Here is a 24381-nt window from a genome sequence, read left to right on the forward strand (position 1 = left end):
TTTATAGCTGATGGTTTGGCAATAATCGTTAATGACTCAAATACTCACTTAATTGCATCTTATCTCCGTCTACATTCATCATCTCCAACCTGAGACCTTCGCCGCCACCACCTTCAAAGAACAGCACTTTAACAGGATATGTACCTTTCTTCAAAGCCAAACTTGCTTTTTTGTAAATCATCCCGTGAAAACCATCGTTATCAATTACCAAACGATCGTTTAAATACAATTGCGAGCCATCGTCTGATCCCAAGGCAAATTGATACAGGCCATCCTGCTCAATGGATAAGACCCCCTCAAGGCTTAAACCAAAATTATCATGTGGTGCTTCTGAGGGAATCATCACATCAGTAACTACAAGTCTCTTCCCATTGGCCTCATCAACCTCACTGCATTTTTCAAATTTGCCAGTAGCAAGTTTACAAGCAAGTCCTTTGTTTTCTCCAGGTTCTGCAATACCTTCAATAAACGAAAGTTTCTGAGCCTGTACTTCCAACACATCACTTGCCCGGCCTCTTGAATCAATGGCCACAGCTTTAATGGTACATTCCTCTTTAACAGTAATGGCGCTCTGATACAGGGTTGATTTATCCGTTGGAATGCTACCATCACTAGTATAATAGAGCTTGGCTCCAATGGCATTGTCAAACAGCTCTAGCTTCGCCTGGTCAATAAACTCAACTTTATCAACAGACGGAGAAGGCATCAGCACCTTATCAAAGTAGTTCACTCCCATCACATCAAATCGTTTAAAATGGATTTGCAATCGTCTGGCAAAAGCCTCGTAATCACGCTTGGAGAAATCGAGCCAACCCACTTCGGCAATGGCGCAGGCCCTTGGATAGGTCATGTACTCTACATAATCGCTCTCGGGCATATACTCGGTCCACACATTACCCTGCACCCCAATGATGTGCTTTGCTTCTTCTGCAGTTAGATCACCAGCCATAGGATTATATGAATACACCTTACTTAAAGTCAGATAACCTCCAATAGCCAAAGGTTCTTTCTGTGGGTTATTCTGATAATAATCGAGGTAGAAATGCGTGTTAGGTGTCATAATCACGTTATGGCCCTGTTTGGCAGCTTCTTCACCACCTTTGATGCCACGCCACGACATTACGGTCGCATTAGGTGCCAAACCACCTTCCAGAATTTCGTCCCATCCAATGATATCACGACCATTTGCATTCAGGAACTTTTCGATGCGGTGAATAAAGTAGCTCTGCAGCTCATGGGCATCTTTACAACCTTCTGCCTGCATACGTTTCTTACATTTAGGACATTCTTCCCAACGCGCTTTAGGGCATTCATCACCTCCAATGTGAATGTATTTGGATGGAAAAATATCCATCACCTCTACAAGTACATCTTCCAAAAAAGTAAATACCTCTTCGTTACCGGCGCAATACACCTCTTTAAACACACCCCATTCATTAGCCACTTCATACGGACCACCCGTACAACCTAACTCAGGATAAGCAGCTAAAGCCGCCTGGGCATGGCCCGGCAGTTCAATCTCAGGAATAACTGTAATAAACCGATCGGCTGCATACTGAACAATTTCACGCGCTTCTTCCTGAGTATAGTAACCACCATAGCGCTTGCCATCGTATTGGCGTTCGCCCACACCCAGATGACCAACCAATGTCTCATCACGAAAAGCGGCAATCTCGGCCAACTTCGGGTATTTTTTAATTTCCAGACGCCATCCCTGATCCTCTGTCAGGTGCCAGTGAAATACATTCATTTTGTGTAAAGCCAGCAGGTCGATGTATTTTTTTATGAAATCCATCGGGAAGAAATGGCGTCCCACATCCAGGTGCAAACCTCGGTATGAAAAATTAGGTGCATCTGTAATTTCTACCGCCGGAACTGTCCAATCAGTATTCTTAACCAGTTCTTTTGATTCAACCTCAGCCGGCATTAGCTGACGAATGGTTTGGAAACCATAAAATAAACCAACCGGATTGTTGGATTTCACCAATATACCATCCTTGGTAACAACCAATTGATAACTTCCTTCAACACCTTCAAGGCTGGCATCTTCTATAAAGCACACTGTATTTTTGACCAACCCACCTTTTTCAGTTGCTTCAACCTGCAGCTGAAGCCCAGAAGCAGGCTCAATGAAATCGGCAAAGGCTTGTGCAACAAACCGGCTGTTTTCGCTGCCTTGATAGCTTACTATTGTAGACTCATTTATTGTAAAGCTTCCTTGTTGTGCCTTTAGTTGTTGCGGGTAAGGCACCAGGTTATACTCATTGCTTTTTTGCTCACAGCCTGACGCAAGTAAAACTACTATGGCAACTAGGAGCGTACTCAGTTGTTTCATCATTTTGGATTAATTTTATTAATATAATGTGATATAATCTTCTTTGTGCTGTTCCTGTCCTTATCCAAATTGCGAAAAGTCAGAAACAATACGCATAATATTGCTTGTTTATATTTAAGACCTTTAAAATTTGAAAAACTCCTCCGAAGGCATTTTCACCTCTTTAGGATTCATATCGATAACTTCCACCTTTTTACCCAAAACATCCCCTTCAATCTCATTTCCGTTAATCGTTACATTTTTGCAAGCATCCAAGGTAATCCCTGCCTGGCGTTTGTGAAATGGTTCAATCTTATTACTGCGAATCAGTGTATTATTCGTGAATTGAAGCCCATCAACAGATTTGGCATACAAAATTGGATAGTCAAAAGGATGAAACGTATTGTTTGTAATGGTGATATTGCGATGAAAAGGATACTCTGAATCCGGTTCTGGAATCTCAGGCAGAATGCTGATAATGGCTTCACAGAACTGATACATCGACGACATACAAGGATACTCAAAAACATTATTGTGGATGGTTACATCTCTTACTGCACCTGATTCATACCAATAATTGGCATCGCCTGCAATTAGAATGGCCGAACCGCTAGACTGAAACCGGTTGTTCTCAACCACTATCTTTCCGAGGGTTGATAACAATAAGCCCCTTGCCCGGCAACTGCCAAACAAACTGTTGCGTATTGCCACATCAGGTGTCCAGGTGAGGTTTTCCAGCGCTGCACCGGCTTTTATTTCCCCGGGAATCGGGGCACTTAACTGAACTGTAAACTCCTCCTTGTTAATGACCTCATACGCTTCAATAGTCCCAAAACCAACGGTGCGCATGCTTTTGTTTTCGATGAAACCCACTTGTTCACCTGGCTGGCCCCAGACCATTCCGGCACTCATATCGTGCATAAAGCGACACTTGATTTTTTGCGGAGAAAGAATCTCGGTGATGCGCACACAGGTCCCATGCACATTAATCGGATCGTCCATCAGTCCGGCCCACTCGCAATTATCAACTGTAATCTGGCCCTTGCAGCCCATAAAGTGAAAGCCGTCATCATGACCGCTTAAAAAGCGCCCCTTAGCTTTATTGGGAACTACTTTTACATCTTTCAGCGAGATGTTTTCGCTGTACTGCGACAAAACACCCAAACCAGCCGTGTGATAAATGCGCACGCCCTCAATGGCTATATCCTTACTATTCACTAGAAACATGCCGGCATGATCGCGCGTACTATGACGCAACACCAGCCAATTGCCTACTTTAGGATGACGCTTGAAACCACCTTGCCGGTAAAGCTTCACCAGACCAGGTGTTACCTCTTTTGCCATGTAATTCTGCCAGCCATGTCCTAAAGCCTGTGCATCACCTGTATAAGGTTCCACAAAGCGGGTATCTGATTGAAACTCCATCACCTCCCACAAAGCGGACTTCCAGCCTTCACCTACAAAAACCAACTTATGGTTTTCAATAATGTAGGGCGATTCATTGGTATTAATACGAATGGTAAAACCTTCCGCATCAGAGCTAATTACCTCCCCCTGTGCCGTTAACGGAATATCCCAATCGACGCTGAAATTCTTGAGACTCACATTTGATGAGCCATCCACAGTAACTGGCTGCATGCGATCGTGAAAAATGAATTCAGAACCATTGCCTTCAAGCGTTACATTCGTCAGACCATCCACTACAATACCTAATCGCTTTGGATTGATATCATAGGTGTTCGACTCAAAATACTCTTTTTCGATACAATGGTGCGGCCAAAAATCGTAACGTCCTTGTGGAAAGTACAGAACCCTATTTTGCTGCCCTTCCATCATCGCCATTGCCTTATTTACAAAAGGGGTGGCATTTTCGCGCGTGTTTGGCAATAAGCCTAAATCGGCAACAGAAATAGTATCTTGAGCTTCAAGTGTTTGAAAAGCTATCCAAAGGAATGCAACTATCAGTAAATTAAGTAAAAATGCAGACTTCATGTTATCGTTCATTTTTAAGTAATATTGAATTGTCTGTTTGTTTATTCAGCAATTTATCGATATCGTCTATCTGAAATCGAAAGCTTAATATAAATGGTGCTTCATTGTTTTTCCAATGACCGTAAGTGGTGCATACAAGTGTACCATCGGGCAGCACTTCAGCAGCCGGATATGCAGCATCCCAGCCTTTGGTATTATCTTTAAACCGGATGCGATATTGGCCTTCGTAACCATTCTCAAGATCCTCCCAGGTACCTATCCAGCCTACCCAGTCACCTTCTGTTGGACTGATCTGATTACCCGGACGATTCATTGGTGTTATGTCGCGAAACTGAACCAGCAAACGTCCATCGGGCAAGTAAACAGCTTGATGGCGATCGCCGCACAAAGCTCCAGGCATAGGTCTGGGCGCACTCCATGATTGCCCTTCATCACATGTTATCATTATCTGACTGTTATAATTGCGGGCATTCTCTCGCAACAGCATGGCTATCTTCGTCCCGTCCGGGCTGTGTATTAAGCCGCCCTCACACAAATGAGCCCTCGACGAGCGATATAATTCCTGTGGCTCGCCCCAAGTCACACCACCATCGAAACTGTAAACCTGGTACAAAACCATTGTATCTTCGGCTCCTCGAGTATGAAAAGTAGCCAGGTAATGTCCCGGCGTTGACAGCGGCACACAAACGGCCATCGCTACTATGCCTTTAAAGTCGCCAATAGGTGCTAACTCACTCCATGTTTGGCCTTCATCCTCAGATATGGACATGCGGATGGCTCCTCCCACATAATCCTGTGAACCGCTAAAAAGTATTAAGCGTTCTACGCCCTTTTGATCTTTGACACTGTAAATAGTGGGCACTTCTTTGCTGCTGGCCCAACTTTCGGGTGTTGGCAATCGATCCGACCAGGTTTGTCCTCCATCAGTCGATTGCTTATAAACAATGCCTCCCTTGCCATGTCCTTTGGGATATACACACAAGATGGTTTGTCCATCGGGTAATAATACGGTGGTAGGATGGCCAAGGTATTGGCCTGATTCCTCATCAACAACCACCTGCATACTTGTCTCCTTATCGAGATCAATCACAGGTAAATCAAAACCTTGCTTACCCCAAACTGCCTGCTTTGTCAATGACGGTGACTGACAAGCCTGCACCAGAATCAATGCTGCAAAACATAAATAACGTACTATCATCATCTAAAACTTTTATTCAACTATTATTTCGTCAACGAATATCCAGGCCGGTTTACCAGCTCCATTATGTCCCAATGGACACACATTACTATGAGCTTTCACACGGATGAAACGGACTTATGCTTCTTCAAGGGACATATTGAAATTGCATATGATTCAATTTTAGATTACTTCTTCTCCCCAAACGCCTCCTGCTGACGCTCCACTTCTTTTAGTTTCAGATCATTTAACTCACGCTTCAGGGCTTCTACCTCTTTAAGTAATTCCTGGTCCGATTTTGTAATTTGAGAAGGCGTTGAAGCAGCGTTTCTTGCTTTATCCGCCAATTCGCTGATATTGAAAAGCAGGTGATTAGATGCTCCAACACTTGAGAAAGTCAGTTCGCCCCTTATTGGTGTTTGACTGCCTTCGAATAAAACTGAAGCTGTTACTTTAATCTCTCCAGGTTGAGTAGTTGCCTGAACCAGAACGGGTGCGGTTCCCCAATTGACCGGACGTGGATTGGCCATGATGCTTTCATCGCCCAGCAGTGTACCTTCGCCTTCAACAGTAAACCTGATGAAGTAATTATTCAGTCGTTTGATGTTGCCGTTCTTATCGGCCACACCTGCGACAACGGTCACACAGTCAGAACCATCGGCCAGCAGTTCTGTTCCCTCATCGTCGAGCCACAGCACCAGCTTCTCAGGACGTCTGGCCGGTTCAATACGGTGGGTGGCGACTTTTTCTCCATTGATGTAGCCATCTGCCTGCATAAACACCTCTTCTTGTTTGCGTTTGCGCGACAAGGCTTTATCTGCCATAAAATCATATACACCGCTAAATACAACGATCGGATTAGGAATGCCATTCTCTGTTTTTTCTCTTTTGTACACATACTGCTTGCCCTCTTTAAAAACCTGCAAGCGCACTTCATCACAATTGGAATACACTGTTATATCAGGCGACGAGAAAGGCGTCATTTCATGGGCAATAAATACCGTTGGCCCTGTTTCGGCCATTAAATCTGTCTGAATTGGGGAGCGCTGCGCCTTAAACAGTTCGTAGGAATATTTAGGTTGACGGAAGACATCCATAATGCCACCATAGAAGGGATCAGGATGATAACCGCGCTGGTGGTCGAAAGAATGCCACAACGCGCCTCCCACATGCTGACGCGATGTACGATAGAGTGCATCGTAGCACGTGTATTGGTAATCGGGTTTGGCATAATGCTTTGCCTGAATCAGCATAGCTTGTTCCCCCCAGGATTTGTTGACGCGACTTGGTGAATTATGAGAATTCCAATCATCCACATTATCACCCCATTCACGCGTAAAATACGTTTTATTTGGATCGATGTGTTTCAGTGCCCAGTTTTGATCGCCTGTTGACGGATGACCGAACAAGATGTCGAAATGCTCATTTCCTTTGGCCTCGGCATCACAGGCACAATAACAGCCCGGATAAGGGAACTCGCTTTCAACAATAGCCCGTGTATTTTTAGCAAAATAATCGGGATACCAGGTCTCATTCAGAATTGGCTCCCACAGCCAGATGCTGGCATGATTGCGATCGCGACGGACCATGTTGCGGATATCGCTGTATACGCGCTGTTCGAAAATAGGCTCGTCGTTCCAAAACTGCCAGCCCGGCGTATTCACAATCACAAACAGGCCTAACTCGTCACAGGCATCCATAAAAGCCGGATCCTGCGGATAGTGCGCATTACGAATCACCTTGAGGCCTACATCGCGCAGCTTTTTGGCGTCGCGCCAGTGTAAACTGTTTGGCAAGGCATTACCCAATACTGCAAAATCCTGGTGACGGTTGGCACCAATCAAAGGCTGCGGATAGGGCTTTCCATTCAGCCAAAATCCATCCTGACCTTTAAATTCAATACTGCGGATGCCAATGCGCCTGCGATAGCCATCCACCATCTGATTGTTTTCATCCTTCACCCTCACTACCAGGCGATACAGGTATGGTGAATCGGGCGACCAAAGGTTTGGTTTATCTACAGTCAGCTTGTTGGTTACATGTTGAGCTTTTTGTGCTTTCAACCTGAGGGCTGACTCTGATCTCACGACTACCTCACCCTTATTATTAATCAGCTCATACTCAATAACACCTCTAAAGCTGCGTTTCAATTCATTACGCAGATGCGCTTTCACTGTCACCTCCGCTGAGAATTCAGATACTTTATCTGAAGCAACCAATAAACCTCCTCCGGCTATCTCATCCTCATAGTTTGGATTTGTGATATAAATATTATTGTGGGCCACCAACCAGCAATCGCGATAAATGCCTCCGAAATAGGCAAAATCCAGAGTCTCCTGTGGTTTCCCGGGAGGATACAAGGGATCGTTACTGTTATCGGCCAATACGGCAATCACATTGTCGCCATCCCAATTGATGTATGGTGTTACATCTGCAATAACAGGCAGAAATCCACTGAAATGCTCTTTTACCAATTGCCCATTGATCCACACTTTTGACTTGCCCATGATGGCTTCGAAGTGCAGAAACAATTTCTTGCCTTTAAGCGTGTGATCTGGTTCAAAATGCTTTCGGTACCACACTTCACCCTGATAATTGACACACCCACTTGCCTCGGTTGGCAAATACTCAATGCCATGTGGCAATGCTACCACAGCCCATTGGCTATCATTAAAATCAGAGGCTTCGGCTCCTTCCACTGCACCTTTATAGAAGCGCCAGGCTACATTCATTGAATACACCTCGCGTCCACTATCTTTCAATTGGAAAAAGCCGGCAGTAGAAAACTCGGGCGTGTAATTAGCTAAAGATGCCATCGAAACCAATAGGCCGACAACACCAAAAAGAACTATCCTTATTTTTTTCATAGATTTCCTGATTACTTGTATTGATAGACATTATAAGGTTTGGACTGTCCCTTTATTCGCAGTACCACAACACCATGAGAAGGAACGTCAAAGCATAGGTTTTCATCCTGTAAGCTATCGGATGATTGCCTGGTCCATAAATCGCGATAGGTATAACCTTTAGATGGAAGGATACCAATGTCCTCCAACTTAAACTCGATGGACTGAAGCGTTTCGCTGCGGTTCAGCAAGGCCACAGCCACCTCTCCGCTCATGGTCGAACCTAAAGGTCTGCCCCACACTTCCAAATCGCCATAATCGATGATCCTGCGGGCCTGATAAGCTAATGGATCCTGATTTAAGGCAATCACCTCTTGGTTGGTAAGTATATCAAGTGTTTGCTGAGACATGGTGCTTAAATCGTTGCCTGCCATCAATGGCGAGTTCATCATGCACCACATCGAAAAATGCGTTTTATCTTCTTCGTAACTCATGCCACGTCCTACCTGCAACATATCCATATCGTTAAAATGCCCTGGGGAGGCATAGCGCCACAGTTCCGCATTGATATCGATGATGTGTAAAATGGAAGAAAACTTATTGGCAATATCGCCTGAGATACGCCATGAATCAGCAATGGATGTGGCCCATTTGCCCGGAAACTGCCAGCGACAAATATTATAAACTGTGCCTGGTTTAATTTCGTTAATCAGATTAGCAATTTCAGTATAGCGGGTCTGCTCATCCAAATCGAGCCATTGACCACCGCACCAGTCTACCTTAATAAAGTCATAGTTCCAGTCTTTCAGCATGAGGGTTAAATCCTGACGGTCGTGCCCATAGAGTCCCATGCCGACACCGATGGTATCTTTGTCCCAATAGGATGCGCAGGTATTAATACCGGCATCGGAATAGATGCCAGCCTTCAGGCCTTTACTGTGGATGTAATCAGCCACAGCTTTCATGCCATTGGGGAAACGCGTCGGATGCGGAATAATATTGGCGTGCGCATCGCGGCCACCAAAAAAACCATCATCAATATTGATGAAATTATAACCGGCTTCTTTCAGACCGCTTTCAACCAAGGCATCGGCCTGAGCTTTAATAATGTCTTCAGAGATATTTACCCGGTACTGGTTCCAACTGGCCCATCCCATCAGTGGTGTTAATGGCTTGGAAACCGGCTCTGAATTGGACTCTCTGTCATTCTTTTGAGCACAACCAGCAACCAATAATAAAGCACTTACTGCAAACCAAAATAACTTGTTCATGTATCTGATTTATCTTTTAACAATAAGATGAAACCAACCTATAATGGTACCTATAAACCAATTACAGGCTGGTTTCATTTCTTATAATTTGTGTAGTTTACTTCGTTATCACTCCTAGTTCAGCAATGGAAACCCATGGCTCATTAAATGCGCCTTCTTTGCTTTCCAACTTAATAAAACGCGCCTGATAGCTTTTATTGAAACGGATATCCTGCTTCACCGGGTTATTTTTGATATTGCTAAACTCACCACTTGTTTTTACAGCTTGCCAAGTCTTACCATCCTGACTTACGTAAAACACATATTTGAAGATGGTGCCACTCTTATTATGATCGGCACGCGGCGTATAACTAAACCCTATAATATTTAGCTGTTCACCTAAATCAATTGCGATATAATGTGGGTGAGTTGGTACATTATCGCCCCAAGGGGTGTGCCACATCGTATTGGGATCGCCATCAATTGCATTTATTGGTTTAAACTGTTCCGTTTGAGCACTCACTCCGGCAATCGTCCATTTTTGCGAACAGATATCGAATTGCTGCGTCACCACACTACTCTGCGATCCGAAGTCGTTAATAAAAGCTCTGGCTTTAACCGTTCCGCCATCAGGCAAACTAAACGATTGAGAATACCTTGCTGATGCAGCCGTTGGCTCTGTTCCGTCAAGCGTATAAGTAATGACCGGATGAGTAGTCTCCGCTTTAATACTTACCAATCCTTCGCGATTTCGTTGGATTACCGGTTCTGATAAAATCTCAGGCGAAGCGAACAAGCCAATGGCATTAATCAGTGCGCCGTCACGTGCCTGTTCGATGGTTACACGAACTGCATCAGCAATTATATTCGGGAAACGGAGCAAACGCTTGTAGCCAATGGTTGTTCCTTTTGCCACCTCAGTCCAGGCACCATTAACTCTGGCTTCCACTTTAAACTGTTCCACACGCTGTCCTTTGGCAATGTATTCCTGCAACATTATCACATTTATTTTCTGAGGCTGCGATAACTTAAAGGTAGCCGCAGTCGGCAGATTATCTATTTGCCAGTAAGTATCGTAATCATTATCAATGGCTAGCTTTGCGGCCGCTTCATTGCTGCACTCTGCATTTAAAATCAGATTATCTTCAAACGTTTCATCCAGGTAAGCCTTAAACTCTTTTAAACGCGCCACATCATTTTCGTGAATCAAACCACGTGTATCAGGCGGGATATTTAATAGTAGAACAGCGTTCATTCCCACTGAGTTAAAGTAGATATCCACCATTTTAGTGAGCGACTTAACCTGATTATCCTCGTGTTCATGATAAAACCATCCGGGCCTGATGGATACATCCACTTCGGCAGGATACCAGAAAAGGTGATTGGCCTTTTCGATAATGGAGCGGCTCCCCAGGTCGTTAGAGGTAGCTTGCAATTCCAGCTGTTCATTAATAATTGCCATTTCCGGACGACCACCTGGCGCATAGGCTGTGACGCTCCATTCTGTTTCGCGTCCATAGCCGGTTTCGGTACCTACCCAACGCACATCTTCACCCATGATGGCAATCACAGCATCGGGTTGTAGGTTTTTAATTGTGGCATAATACGATGCCCAGTCATATTCCTGCTTTTTGCCATTAGGTCCTTCGCCGCAAGCACCATCGAACCACACTTCATCCACCTTGCCGTACCATGATAACAACTCGGTGAGCTGCTGATTAAACATTTCATTATACTTGGGTGAATCGCCATAACACTCTGCATTACGGTCCCATGGAGAAAGATAAACGCCAAACTTAAGGCCGAATTCCTTACAGGCTTCGCTCAGCTCTTTCACCACATCCCCGTTACCATCTTTCCAGGGAGCAGATACAACCGAGTGTTGAGTCGTTTTTGTTGGCCACAGACAAAAGCCATCGTGATGCTTGGCTGTAAGAATAACCATCTTCATACCTGCATCACTGAGAGTTTTGGCCCACTGGCGGGCATCCAGTTCCGATGGATTAAATATTTCAGGTGATTCGTCGCCGTGCCCCCATTCCATATTGGTAAAGGTATTGACTGTGAAATGGATAAAAGCTGTCAATTCCAGCTTTTGCCAATCAAGTTGCTGTTGCGTAGGCACTACATGAGCTGCCATTTTAACCTTTTCATTCAGGCTGGTATGTTCTTCAAATTCAACTTGCTTAAGAAAAGTCTTATCCTGATTATTTACTGAGCAGCCAATTATAAAATAGCCACAAAGAATACATCCAATTATAGATTTAAATTTCATCATTATGGTAAACTGATATTAAAAGAGTAAATCTTACTTTTATTTATCTAAGAAAAAACAATTTATTGGCATTTACATATTATTAGCAACCCGATTTCCTTGTTTTGTAATTAATTCCACTAATATTTACATACCTACTATCACGCACTTATACAAAAGGTCCTATTGATTTGTGTAAATATCAACACTGCATAACATGGTTGAGTTATGTTTAAGAAACATCAATTTCAACAAGACATACTTAAAAGTTAAAATTGAAACTATTTGACGGCATGTTGACACCCCAAAAGATTATAGCAAGTCCATTAATAGCCATGCTAATACCAAGCACAATTATGCATATCCCAACCCACTTTAAGACTTTATTCAGTGCTTCAAGGTTCTGTGGATGAATCAGATTGTCAGGAAGAGGCTTACGGCTTATTAAAGCTAAGGTGGATTCAAAATGATTCATTATGATGAAACCCAAACAGATTAATAATCCGGATTTTGCAATCGTAATAATAAATGCATTAAGTATAAAAAATTTCATATTTGAATTTTGAAGGATTAGTTACTGGTAATTCTTTACAACTTATCACTCTTCTGCCTTTGGGGCTAATCGGTTTATCTCTCTGATTTAAGTGATAATCATAAAATAAGCATAGTTTAAGATTACTTTTACCTGGACTGTTATAGTTTATAATCTAACCACAAAACAATTACTTCGGACTCTTGAGTTATCTTACTGGATACCTATTGATACACCCTTACCCAGTCCACCAACATCTCCTGAGGAACATCGTCCGGGTTAATTTCTCCAACCCAATTGCCGCCCAATGCCTGGTTAAGTATAATGTAAAATGGCTTATCAAATGGCCACTTTTGAGAATCATCACCTTTACAACGGGGATATGTGAATGTTGATTTATCATTTACAGAAAAGCACAATGAATCGGGGTACCACTCACAGGCAAATACATTAAATTCATTAACATTATAGGGTGCAGTAACATAGTAACTCACACTATCCTTGCCACCCTGGTTATCCAAAAATTCACTGTGAATCGTTTGATAGACGTAAACATCGTCATTTAAATGCTCCATGATATCAATTTCACCACTTTTGGGCCATCCGCCATACTCACTATTTTCGGGCATCATCCAAATGGCCGGCCAGGAGCCTTTGCCATGTTGCAGCTTAGCACACACCTCTATTTTACCATATAGAAAACTAAATTTCCCTTTGGTTTGGATGCAGCCCGTTTGGTAATTCATTGTGCCATCTGGCAATTGTTCAACAGTGCCCTTTACATGCAGGTAACCATCAGCCACAAAAGCATTCTCAATGCGATCAGAACAATAGCATGCCCAATCCGCCTTATTTTGCCCCGAAAAACTCCAGTTCTTATCACTTGGTAGACCGGCTATGTCAAATTCATCGGACCAAATTAACTCCCAATCATGCTGCACCTCCTTTGGGGCATTGCAACTACAAAAAGCGATAAGTATGGGAAATAAAAAATATAGTTTCATAATTAAGCGGTAAAAGGCCTTGGGCAAACGAGTGCCCAAGACCTTATTTATAATTAAACTATGTTATATCCTATTAATCAATCGGTTCTCCATTTGCTTCAATAGGCCAGTTCGGATTCTGATAAATCACCGAATTAGTTGGTTCACCTCCACTTGTCATTAAGAAGTGATCGTATGCAATCGGCGATAAATAGTGCGCCGGGTGCCAGTTATATCCATTATAAACCAGGTTATTATCTTTCACAATCTGGTAAGGGCGCAAATAATCGCTGTTAGCAGGACTTGATACATTAGAAGTTTTTCCTTCTGTTCCTTCAGGTATTAATAATGATTCTCCTGAATCTTCGTCAAGATACCAATCTTGCATATCGCCACCCCATAGATTAAAGCCTTCAATCTGATAGTTGCTCACCTGATCCATAGCGCGCCAGCGCTTTAAGTCCATATAACGCATACCTTCAGCTACAAGCTCACAGCGGCGCTCTCTGCGAATATTATAAAGTGTTGCATCAACCAGGTTACCGCCAGAATACGCGCCCCAGTCACCCTGAGCTTCCTGTGCCATATCAGTTGCCGCAATAGTCTTATTGAAATCTGTATCAAGACCAGCTCTTGTTCTTAAGGCAACCCAACAGTTAGTAGCTGTTGCATCTAAAGAACCATTCAGCACATAAGCAGCCTCGATATAATTCAGGTAAGCCTCTGCCGCTCTGAATACGATTGAACCGGTATAACTACCTGAACCATCAGCCTGTGAATCGTCACGATTAACACCTTTTTTGATTGCATAACCCGTTACATACTTCACCTCAGGAATTCCTAAGATATCAGGATAAGGTTCTACATTGGCATCGGTAATCTGCTCACCTGGCGCTTTCATAAATAGCTTTAATCGATCATCGCGCAGCTCTTTCACATCGCTGATAGTAGCATCACCTGCATAACCCGAACCTGCGGCATAAATTGGCAAGCCATTCTCCATTAGGAAACTCTCTACAAAACCTCTTGTATAACCTGTATTACCACCATTGCGTTGCAAGTAGTGCTGGTTCTGATGATAGACATTTTCCTGTACATTGTAAGAACGCCAGAACAATACCTCATCGAAATCAGACATATCGTTGGCAGCAAACATATTATAGTATGGGTTATCAAATATGGCAGTTCCTTCAGAATCACCGTTATTAGCTACCAAACTTACCGCATCAATTACTTCTTTTGAAGCTTTCATTGCTTCTCCCAAAAAGTAGTTGATTTCGGCATCTATATCGATGGAGAAACCACTCAGGTAATCAGCATTGGCTCCTGGCCATCCCGGACCACCTGGCACACGCGCTGTTCCCTTGTGGTATTTCAACCAGCTTCCTTCATGCAAAGCAACACGCGATTTAAACAGTTGCGCTGACAATTTTGTCAGACGATTTCTGCTTCCATCCGGCTCATTGTTCATTAACATTATCGCAGAATCTAAATCAGAGATAATGAAACGCGCCACTTCGTTGCGAGGTCTTCTTTTAGAAGCTTCAGTCAGTGCTTCCTGCTGATCAGGTAAAGTATTTCGGATAATCGGGAAATCGCCTAAAGCCTGCACGCGACTAAAGTATTCATAAGCACGAATAAAATACATTTCACCAATGTAATGCTCAATATTTGCCGGATTACCTGAGATGCTTCCTGCTTTCCATTTTGGCAATACATCCTCAAGGAAGTAGTTACACTCGCGGATAGCTGAAAAACTCCATGAACCACCATTTTGGCCAACACGCCATTCGCCTGGCGAAAATCTTGTACTATAACCTGAAGTGGCCTGATTATCGGTATGATTGTCATAACTAAAAGTTCCATTTCCCCAACCTGAATGCGTTGGGAAATTGTAATGTGCAATGGCGTATGCCGCCAATTGATCTTCGGCATTCAAATACACCTCTGGTGTTACCTGATCCAAAGGCTCTCTATCAAGGAAATCATTACAGCTACTAAATGCACCCAAGGCCAATACCCCAAGTAAGTAGGCGAATAATTTTATATTATTTTTTTTCATTTTCATAAATCTATTTTGTTATTCTTTTCATTAGTCATACTAGTTTATCTCCGAGTAAACAACTATTAGTATTTCTTAGAAAGTTATGCTACAACCTGCCGAAATAGTTTTTGATAGCGGATAAATCTTACCATCACTCCATCCACCATCAATGGTTTCAGGGTCAAATATTTTGGTCATATCTGTAAATGTCAGCAAGTTCTCGCCTGACACATAGAAACGCAGCTTCTGAACACCATACTTCTTGGTGAACGTTTGAGGGATGGTATATCCTACCTGGATATTCTTCAAACGAATATAGGCCGCATTCTGAAGGTATCGGGTCTGTGTTTTAGTGTTCTTATTAGACTCCCATGACATAATTGGACGAGGATAATATCCATCCACATTAGCCCCTAACTCATGACCTTCAGGACGGAAATAATCCATGTGCTCTTTGAAGCCGGCAGCTTGCCACATGTTTCCGTTAGCTCCCCAGAAATAAGGGCCACCCAACGCATAGTCGCGCTTGCCTACTCCTTGCCAAAGCATTCTGAAGTCAATACCTTTCCAGGCTGCATCCAAATCTATACTGAATTTATAACGTGGAGTGTTGTTGCCAATGATTGAGTAGTCACCAGTATCGCCAAGTACGCCACTTCCTGAATTGATTTCACCATCATTATTGAGGTCTTCATACATGATGTCACCAGCTGCCCAGTTGCTCCCCATCACACTCTGGTCGTGATTAGCCAACCAGTTGTTCATCTCATCATCGCTTTTTGCAATACCGTGGGTTGTGTACCCCCAAATTTCTCCACCCATGCGACCAGCATACCACATATCAACACGGCCATTCTCATTTGGATAACAGGTTACTTCCTGTTGGTCGTCCGCTAAAATACCTCTTACACCATAAGACACCTGCCCAATTTTATCGCGCCAGCTAAGCTCTAATTCAAATCCATAAGACTTCATATCCGCATTGTTGATTTTTGGAACAGAAGTACCAAGGGTTGCTGGCAACTCCGGTGCAGGTCCTACCATATCTTCAGTAAAGCGCTGGAAGTAGTCAAACACCAATGTTAAGCGATTATCAAACATCCCTGCGTCTAAACCAATGTTCCATGAGCGAACCGTTTCCCAGGTTAACAATGAACTCACCAATCCAGGGCTAGAGGCTGTGTTGGGACGCATGCCATTTATCATCCATGAACCATTTGCAGTACCAACAGGCATGGTGGTATAAAATGGATACCAGTTATTAGTATTCTGGTTACCTAGTTCACCCCAAGACGCACGTAATTTAAAGGTATTGATCTTATCCTCCAGTGGCTGCCAGAAATTTTCTCTTGCGATATTCCATCCTACCGATAAAGAAGGAAATAAATTCCAACGCTCTTCTCTTAAGAATCGGCTTGTTCCATCATATCGCGCATTCAACTCAACCAGGTACTTCTCCTGATAGTTATAGTTAATACGTCCGAAGAATCCAGCTGTTGCCCAGTGTCCATAACCTCCTGAGGTAATTTTATCTTCACCTGAAGCGGTATTGATTGTTGGCAAATCAGGACTGATTAAATCATTGCGATAACCACCTAAGTTACGTGTTTTGTTTTCTTCCGACTGAAAACCAGCTAAAGCCGTCAGGTTATGCCCTCCTTCAAATTCCTTAGTGAATTGAGTGTACAGGTTCGGGCTCATATAAGTCGTTTTTGACGCGTATTCAGATGCTTGCGTACTACCAGGCGACAACCAACCAACACCAACTGCATATGGATTTCCTGCTACATCGTGCGCGTAAGCAGGCAGATAATTACTGCTGCTAAAGTAAGTATCAGTGCGGTAGTTTAACTCACCAATCAGCTTCCATCCTTTGATTGGTTCAATATCCAACCTAAATTGCTGGTAGTTTTGATCTTTCTCAGAAATATTGCGACCTCCTTCTCTTAACTGAAGAATTTCTCCTCCATCGGCATAAAAACCATTTGGATCATATACAGGGTTAGTAGGCCAGCGACGCGCAATGTTATGATAGAACAAACCAAACTGGTGAGTAGCCTTTTCATAAGTTTCACGGATGAACTTAGTGTTGTAGCGAATGCTAGCAAAGTCAGCTAACTTAGCAGTTACATTAGCAGTTACTGTAAACCTGTCGAATGAATCGTTAGCATGACGCAATAAACCATTCTGATTCAAATAGTTCGTTGATAAATAATACTGTATTTTCTCCGAACCACCATTCATACTTAAAGCATGCTCCTGCGAAGGTGTCCAGCTTTTATAATGCTCTTCAAACCAATCGGTATTGGCATGCGAGCCTGTATACTGCTGCCATCTGTCTCCATTGGTATTAGCTACTGTTCCATAGTCTATTTCTCCTTTTTGGTAGGCTAGAATACGTTCCAATACTTCATCGGTAAAGGCTGGATTCTGTCCTGCATTGGCACGTGCATCGTTCCAGTACTTGGCAAAAGTGTATGAATCCAACATATTTGGCTTCAACAATGGATCGCTCCAACGGAAGTTGTTGTTATAATTGATTTGCATGCGTCCTTCCTTACCTCTTTTGGTCGTAATTAGGATGACCCCAAAAGGCGCACGAGAACCATAGATAGCAGAAGATGCTGCATCTTTCAACACAGAGATACTTTCAATGTCCTGTGGGTTAAGCGAGTTCATATCACCCTCCATGCCATCAATTAAGATCAGTGGTCCTGAGTTAGAACCATCACCAATTGTACCAGCTCCACGGATATTGATTTTAAGCGGATTGTTTAATTCACCACCACCTGAAGAGGTCACATTTAAACCTGGCACGATTCCTTGTAAAGCTTGTGATACATTCTGCACCGGACGTTCCTCAATTTTATCAGAGGTAACAGCTGATACAGAGCCCGTAACATTTACCTTTTTTTGCGTACCATAAGCAACCACAACTACTTCATCCAATCCGGTAGCTTCCTCCACCATGGTAATATTAAAGTTGGTTCTGCCAGCCACATTCACAACCTGAGACTCAAACCCAACAAATGAGAAAGTCAAACTGGCATTCTCTGAACTAACACTTATTGAAAAGGATCCATCAATACCGGTGATAACACCAGATGTTGGATTTTCCTGTTCGTACACATTAACGCCCGGTAAAGGCTCACCCATATGATCAGTCACTTTACCTTCCACTACATGCTGTTGAACCTGAGCAACCACATCGCTCTGTGTTTTATCAACAATCACATAATAGTTCTCAATTACTTTGTAAGTAAGATTTTTATCCAGTACCTGCTTAAGCACCTCTTCAACATCGCTGTCCTTAACATTCACCGAAACGATTTGCTGTGGATTAAGCTGAGAATTACTGTAGGCGAATCTACAGTCTGCAGAATTTTCAATCTGCTCAAATAGCTCCTGGATTGAAATAGTACTTTCTTGGATGGTCACGCGCTTGTTTTGTGCATAGCCGGCTGCAGAAATGACCATCGAGCCACAAAACAAGAATACACTCAGTAGCTTCATTATACGATAGATTTTTTTCCTCCGATAATTGTGCAAACAATCCGGATGATTTGTTTTTCTTTTCATAAATTTGTGTTTTGCTGAATTAATTAGAAATTAGTTCATTGATTAAGCAGACAATAGGCCAATATTGTCTGCTTTTTTTAGTTGTTAATCCGTTTTTTAGTTATTATTAGTTTATCATCATTCAGTCTGTAGTTGAGCTGTAACACCTCACCCATAATCGCCAATAAATTATAAAGTGTCTCTTCTTTTCTCAAGCGCAGAGAAAAGGTTTTACCTTTAAAGTCAGCCATATTGCAAATCACGTCTACACCATACCAATGCTCAATTTTACGGCAAACATCCTCCATGGTGTCATCCTTAAAAATGAGACTCCCATTCGTCCAGGCTAATCCCATTCCTAAATCGAAACGTTTTTTCGTAAGCACCGATGCCGCTTTATTGTATTCCACGCTTTCACCGGGCACCAAAACCATTCCCTCATCGGTACTTTCAACCTTTATCTTACCTTCAAGAAGCGAGGAGCGCACAAACGGTTCGTCCAGATAATTTCTTACCATAAACTGTGTCCCTAATGCTTCAACAGTTATCGAATCTGAAGAGACAACAAAAGGCAAAGACGGATTTTTAAATACATCAAAGTATACTTCTCCTGTCACTTGAACATTACGCTGATTCACTCCATAACTTAAGTTATAGCTCAGCGTTGAAAGCGCATTCATATGAACTTCGGTGCCATCAGGTAAAACAAAATGCGCCCTGTCTCCTAGTTCTGTTCTAACGGTCATCAGTTGAGTATCCGCAACTTTTTGATTAACGATCACAAAAAGCAGTGCTCCTATAAGAGGAAGTAAGAGAATAGCTGCTACATTTTTATAAAATTGGAGATTCCACCAAGTCGATGTTAGATGTATTCTCTTTCTCTGATTTACCTCTTTAACATCAGATGTTTTGGCAGCTTCCCATTTCTCTGAAAAGTACAACGACAATTCCTCTCTTTCAGATTCGTTATCTAACCAGCTTTCCAAATCCTGTATCGCCTCCTTACCCAACATCTTATCGGAATACAAGCGGTTTATCTTTACGTCTATATGTGATTTATTTTCGCTCATCTACATTAAATACGATTGAAGTCTTTGCATCTATTAGTGCTATTTCTATTTTTTTCAATAAAAACTACATCATCCTCACCAACTGCACTTTACACACTTACTTTTTTTTTCAAACAACACATAATTAACTTATCCAGCCACCAGTAACACGATTAACAGGCATATCAATTCCTTCAGATTATTCTTAAGAAACTTTGTAGAATTGTACATATGCGCATTTACGGTATGTTCACTAATACCCAGCATTTGTGCAATAGCTCTATAGCTCATGCCTTCAATTTTATTGAGTATAAATATCTCGCGGCCTTTGGCTGGCAATTCATCTATACATTTGAATACCTGCTGCTCAACCTCTTTATATTCTATAGACTCAACGGTTGAATCATCAATATCCTGACTGCTTGCAATAGTTTCCTCAATATACTTGCGCTGACGAATAAGCTTTCGCATGTGATCAATCATCAGATTTCGGGCCACGGTAAAAATGAATGCCTCCAATGAAGCATCCTGTTTCAGGGTTTTCCGTTTATTCCAGATGATGAGAAATACCTCCTGTACCAGGCTTTCTACATCTTCTTCTTTAGGAAGACTTTGCTGAATAAAATTCAAAAGACGTAATCTATAGTTCGATACGATCCAGGCAACAGCCTTCTCATCACCATCGATCAACTGTGAAACTATTAATACTTCTTTATTATCTTTCATAGTTCACTCCAACTAATTATACTATTCACTTGAAGAACAGTCTGTCTTGTTGTTCCATTCTTTTCAATTAGTTTTACTACAGGCTTCAGAATAATAATTCTAATGCCTTAGATATTATGGCTGTTTACTTTATTTAGAACCATAAGACTTCGCAATAACCTCCAGACTTTGGATACTGTTATCCATCCCTCCAATTCTATTTCTGATCAACCATAATTGTCTGAATTGAGCCAGCAAAGCATCCCAATCTTCCTGCATTGTTTCTTTTACAGAATCACTAGCATGACTCATTTTATGTTCAGGCAACAGTAAGCGTTCTTTTGCCATCAGAGCACTATGACGCGCAAAACCAGCGGCCAGTTGAAGTTCCTCAACTAGCAATTGTTGCTCTTCATTATAGGCCGGACAATGTTCTAGTTGCTTCAATAACGTATTTAACTTCAGTAAAACAGCTACAGTATTCTCTGCATTGACATGCTCCAATCTAGGAGTGGATAATGGCTCATTGGGAGAACGCAGTATATCATAAAACACATTGACGTACTTTTGAATATCTCCATCATACAATTTATAGACAGTTCCCAATTCCAATATAAGTTGTGCCAGCTCAGTGTTTGGATGCTCCATGAGTGAATGAGTCAGGTGAGTACTTACATCCAATGACTCGTTTGGTTCCACCGCCCAAGATAATCCGGCACCGTATATGATGGCCGGATAACTGATGACAAAGGGCTGCCAATGTCCAAAATCGCCCCAATCGGTGATTAAATAACCACTGGCCTCATATTTTCTACCAGCCTTTGCTGCTTTTAAAAGATTTACTTGTGCATTGGGCCAGCGACCAATGAACGACTGCCAGCTAGATGTACCCGGACAAACATAGAAAGGCACTCCGGCATCGTGCATCTTGCGACTGTTCTTTTCAAACGGGTACCACGCACGGTAGCCCCAAACCAAACAAGTCAGATCCTCAGGTAGGCGGTGCAACTGTTTAGGATAGTTGAGTATAATGTCTGCCCACATCTGAGGCTGATACCCATTTGAACTTAAATAATTTGTTAATTCGGACATGTAGCTGATGTACACTTCGCCTTTCCCTTGTTCATCGCAGGCCTCTTTCGAACGTCCATGTCCCAGTTCCCATGGTTCATCACCTCCAATATTGACCGTTTTAGATGAGAAGTTAGGTAACAACTCATCGTATAGGCTTGCCACAAGCTCCATAGAACGCGGATCAACCGGATTCAAAGTGGTGCGTCGTTGTAAATGATGAGGCCCATCCTTCTGTACTTTTTCCAATTCAGCCAGATGCTGGTAGTCGGCATGCTCCAACCAACGCTCCATATGTCCTAATGAGTTTTGATTGGCCACTAATTCGATAAAGCGCTCCTGGCAATACTGATTAATTGTAATAATATCTTCGGCAGTATAGGGCGAATAATCCTGCCATACTTTTTGATGCTCTTGATAAGCAAATGTATGCTCGGTATAAAGCTGCAGCTGATTGATTTTCCATTCAGCCAAATGATCGATAATCTGAAATAAGGTAGTTAATGTGGGTACTTTATCACGGCTTACGTCCAGCATAAACCCTCTGTTTTTATAATCGGGGTAATCGGTGATGGATACAAGCGGTAAATACCCAGCCTCCTCAGCATAGCGAATGATCTGCTTCAACGTTTGGAGGCCATTAAATACGCCTGCCAGATCCACTCCCACTAATTCGATTTGATTAGTTTTAATCTGCAGTTGATAACCTTGCTCTTTTAGGCCTAAATCTCCATCAATACTTACTTTCATAAGGGGAGATTCGCCTTTGGCACAAGCTCGGGTAATGTTCCAGTTCAGGCCAATATTCTGAAACGCAGCACGTACCTTCTTGAGTTCGGATAACACGCGGGCATCTTGTATTTCTGCCGATAATTCAATGCGTCCGGTATGACCATCAAACGCCCCATCTTCCATCTGGATAGCTTGCGGAAGTGGCAATAAGAAATCTTTAACCGAATTAGTAGCAAAGCCAGTCAGCCCAATGAGCCAACTGGATATCATTATTATTAGATGTTTTTTCATATTTGGTGATTGAAAGTGTAGAGCTTAGTAGGTACTTAAATCGGTATCCTCATACTGCTCTTGTAGTTCCTTTAGCTGCTTTTTCAGCTTGCTAATCAAATCCTGCATCGATGGGTGATCATAAAGGTTAACCATCTCATTAGGATCGTCGACTAAATCGTAAAGCTCCCATTTGTCAATGTCGTTGTAGAAATGAATTAACTTATAACGGCCGGTGCGTATGCCATAATGACGCTTCACCATGTGTTCGTTGGGGAACTCGTAGTAATGATAGTAAATAGCCTCACGCCAATCAGCTTCTTTATCATTAAAGAGTTTGACCAGGCTTTCACCTTGCATATCGGCAGGCACTTTCAGGCCAGCAACGTCCAGAAACGTAGGCGCATAGTCAATGTTCTGCACTAACTGATGCAATTGCGTTTTTGGCTTAATGACCTTTGGGTAGCGCATCACTAAAGGCGTTCGCAGCGATTGTTCGTACATAAAACGCTTGTCAAACCAACCGTGCTCACCCATGTAGAAGCCCTGATCGGAAGTATAGACAATCAATGTATTATCCAACTCACCTTTTTCTTCCAGGTAAGCTAATAAACGCCCGATATTATTGTCAACTGATGCCACACAGCGCAGGTAATCCTGCATGTAACGCTGATATTTGTATAGGGCTAGCTCTTTGCCTTCGAGGTTTTTCGATTTGAAATCTTCAATAATAGGATCATATTCTTTGTCCCAGGCCTCACGCTGTTCAGGTGTCAGCTGGGCGATCATGCGTTCGTAATTCTTACGATACTTAGTTTGAATCTCCCCTTCTTCATCCAATAATTTAAGATCGTATACCAGATCCATATCATTGGCGATGTGCATGCGCTGTTCCGCTGCGGCCTGACGGTTCTGATAATCATCAAAAAATGTTTCTGGCACATCAAACTCCTGGTTTTTAAACAGCTTAAACAAAGCGGTATCAGGCTGCCAGATACGGTGCGTAGCTTTATGATGTACCAACAGGCAGAAAGGCTTCTCTGCATCACGATTTTCAAGCCAGTTGATACTTTTATCTGTAATCACATTGGTCACGTAACCCTCTGAAGGAATAGTATCTCCATTGGCAATAAAGTCAGAGTTATAGTAATCACCCTGACCAATCAACACCTCGTAGTTATCGAATCCCGTAGGCAAACTTCTCAGGTGCCATTTACCAATAATACCGGTTTGATAACCATTAGCCTTTAACAACTTTGGGAAAGTCATCTGATTGCCATCAAAGGTTAATGAATTGTTGATGTGCCCGTTTTTATGACTGTGTTTACCCGTGAGCATAACTGCACGGCTTGGTCCGCAAATCGAATTCGTCACGAAACTATTTCTGAAAATCGCGCCTTCTTCGCCAATCCTGTCCAAATTAGGTGTTTTAATAAAACGATTATCGTATGCACTAAAAGTCTGCAACGAATGATCATCTGTCATGATGAACAGGATATTAGGTCTCTTCTGCTCTTTAACCGCTTTCCCAGACTGGCAGCCGGCGAATAATAAGCCAACCAACGCTATTACTAAAGCAATCTGGTTATACTGTTTTTTCATTA

The 24381-nt window shown here is 42.6% G+C and carries 13 protein-coding genes; all 13 read right to left on the reverse strand.

Annotated features, from left to right (window positions below; translation table 11 throughout):
* Nucleotides 1–28: 28 nt before the first annotated feature.
* On the reverse strand, nt 29–2338 hold the full coding sequence (locus KDU71_RS03285) for a family 20 glycosylhydrolase (protein WP_244828128.1): 2310 nt from the start codon (nt 2336–2338) through the stop codon (nt 29–31).
* Nucleotides 2339–2458: 120 nt separating this feature from the next.
* Nucleotides 2459–4306, reverse strand: a complete 1848-nt coding sequence (locus KDU71_RS03290) for a right-handed parallel beta-helix repeat-containing protein (RefSeq protein WP_212188474.1) — start codon at nt 4304–4306, stop codon at nt 2459–2461.
* Nucleotide 4307: 1 nt separating this feature from the next.
* Nucleotides 4308–5507: a sialidase family protein gene (locus KDU71_RS03295; RefSeq protein ID WP_212188475.1), complete on the reverse strand. Its 1200-nt coding sequence runs from the start codon at nt 5505–5507 to the stop codon at nt 4308–4310.
* Nucleotides 5508–5671: 164 nt separating this feature from the next.
* Nucleotides 5672–8350, reverse strand: coding sequence for a glycoside hydrolase family 2 protein (locus KDU71_RS03300; protein ID WP_212188476.1), 2679 nt, complete (start codon nt 8348–8350; stop codon nt 5672–5674).
* A gap of 11 nt (nt 8351–8361) precedes the next feature.
* Entirely contained in the window at nt 8362–9600 is a 1239-nt protein-coding gene (locus KDU71_RS03305; RefSeq protein WP_212188477.1) for a glycoside hydrolase family 27 protein, read from the reverse strand.
* A gap of 97 nt (nt 9601–9697) precedes the next feature.
* Entirely contained in the window at nt 9698–11857 is a 2160-nt protein-coding gene (locus KDU71_RS03310; protein WP_244828137.1) for an alpha-L-fucosidase, read from the reverse strand.
* Between the two features lie 732 nt (nt 11858–12589).
* Nucleotides 12590–13369, reverse strand: coding sequence for a glycoside hydrolase family 16 protein (locus tag KDU71_RS03315; protein WP_212188478.1), 780 nt, complete (start codon nt 13367–13369; stop codon nt 12590–12592).
* Between the two features lie 73 nt (nt 13370–13442).
* Entirely contained in the window at nt 13443–15410 is a 1968-nt protein-coding gene (locus tag KDU71_RS03320) for a RagB/SusD family nutrient uptake outer membrane protein (RefSeq protein ID WP_212188479.1), read from the reverse strand.
* A gap of 75 nt (nt 15411–15485) precedes the next feature.
* Entirely contained in the window at nt 15486–18971 is a 3486-nt protein-coding gene (locus tag KDU71_RS03325; RefSeq protein ID WP_212188480.1) for a TonB-dependent receptor, read from the reverse strand.
* A 77-nt stretch (nt 18972–19048) separates the two neighbouring features.
* Entirely contained in the window at nt 19049–20020 is a 972-nt protein-coding gene (locus KDU71_RS03330) for a FecR family protein (protein WP_212188481.1), read from the reverse strand.
* A gap of 129 nt (nt 20021–20149) precedes the next feature.
* Nucleotides 20150–20725, reverse strand: a complete 576-nt coding sequence (locus KDU71_RS03335) for an RNA polymerase sigma factor (RefSeq protein WP_212188482.1) — start codon at nt 20723–20725, stop codon at nt 20150–20152.
* A 129-nt stretch (nt 20726–20854) separates the two neighbouring features.
* A complete protein-coding gene (locus KDU71_RS03340; protein WP_212188483.1) occupies nt 20855–22798 on the reverse strand; it encodes a beta-N-acetylhexosaminidase in 1944 nt (647 codons plus the stop codon).
* A 24-nt stretch (nt 22799–22822) separates the two neighbouring features.
* Nucleotides 22823–24379 carry a sulfatase family protein gene (locus KDU71_RS03345; protein WP_212188484.1) on the reverse strand — a complete coding sequence of 519 codons (1557 nt, stop codon included), beginning with the start codon at nt 24377–24379 and terminating at the stop codon, nt 22823–22825.
* Nucleotides 24380–24381: the final 2 nt, after the last annotated feature.

Source organism: Carboxylicivirga sediminis (assembly GCF_018156225.1).
Classification (GTDB): Bacteria; Bacteroidota; Bacteroidia; order Bacteroidales; family Marinilabiliaceae; genus Carboxylicivirga; species Carboxylicivirga sediminis.

What these genes read in the sequence shown, in the direction of transcription:
- KDU71_RS03345 (WP_212188484.1), bottom strand. Translation starts at nt 24,379, where the DNA reads ATGAAAAAACAGTATAACCAGATTGCTTTAGTAATAGCGTTGGTTGGC.
- KDU71_RS03325 (WP_212188480.1), bottom strand. Translation starts at nt 18,971, where the DNA reads ATGAAAAGAAAAACAAATCATCCGGATTGTTTGCACAATTATCGGAGG.
- KDU71_RS03340 (WP_212188483.1), bottom strand. Translation starts at nt 22,798, where the DNA reads ATGAAAAAACATCTAATAATAATGATATCCAGTTGGCTCATTGGGCTG.
- KDU71_RS03295 (WP_212188475.1), bottom strand. Translation starts at nt 5,507, where the DNA reads ATGATGATAGTACGTTATTTATGTTTTGCAGCATTGATTCTGGTGCAG.
- KDU71_RS03285 (WP_244828128.1), bottom strand. Translation starts at nt 2,338, where the DNA reads ATGATGAAACAACTGAGTACGCTCCTAGTTGCCATAGTAGTTTTACTT.
- KDU71_RS03330 (WP_212188481.1), bottom strand. Translation starts at nt 20,020, where the DNA reads ATGAGCGAAAATAAATCACATATAGACGTAAAGATAAACCGCTTGTAT.
- KDU71_RS03290 (WP_212188474.1), bottom strand. Translation starts at nt 4,306, where the DNA reads ATGAAGTCTGCATTTTTACTTAATTTACTGATAGTTGCATTCCTTTGG.
- KDU71_RS03320 (WP_212188479.1), bottom strand. Translation starts at nt 15,410, where the DNA reads ATGAAAAAAAATAATATAAAATTATTCGCCTACTTACTTGGGGTATTG.
- KDU71_RS03310 (WP_244828137.1), bottom strand. Translation starts at nt 11,857, where the DNA reads ATGATGAAATTTAAATCTATAATTGGATGTATTCTTTGTGGCTATTTT.
- KDU71_RS03305 (WP_212188477.1), bottom strand. Translation starts at nt 9,600, where the DNA reads ATGAACAAGTTATTTTGGTTTGCAGTAAGTGCTTTATTATTGGTTGCT.
- KDU71_RS03335 (WP_212188482.1), bottom strand. Translation starts at nt 20,725, where the DNA reads ATGAAAGATAATAAAGAAGTATTAATAGTTTCACAGTTGATCGATGGT.
- KDU71_RS03300 (WP_212188476.1), bottom strand. Translation starts at nt 8,350, where the DNA reads ATGAAAAAAATAAGGATAGTTCTTTTTGGTGTTGTCGGCCTATTGGTT.
- KDU71_RS03315 (WP_212188478.1), bottom strand. Translation starts at nt 13,369, where the DNA reads ATGAAACTATATTTTTTATTTCCCATACTTATCGCTTTTTGTAGTTGC.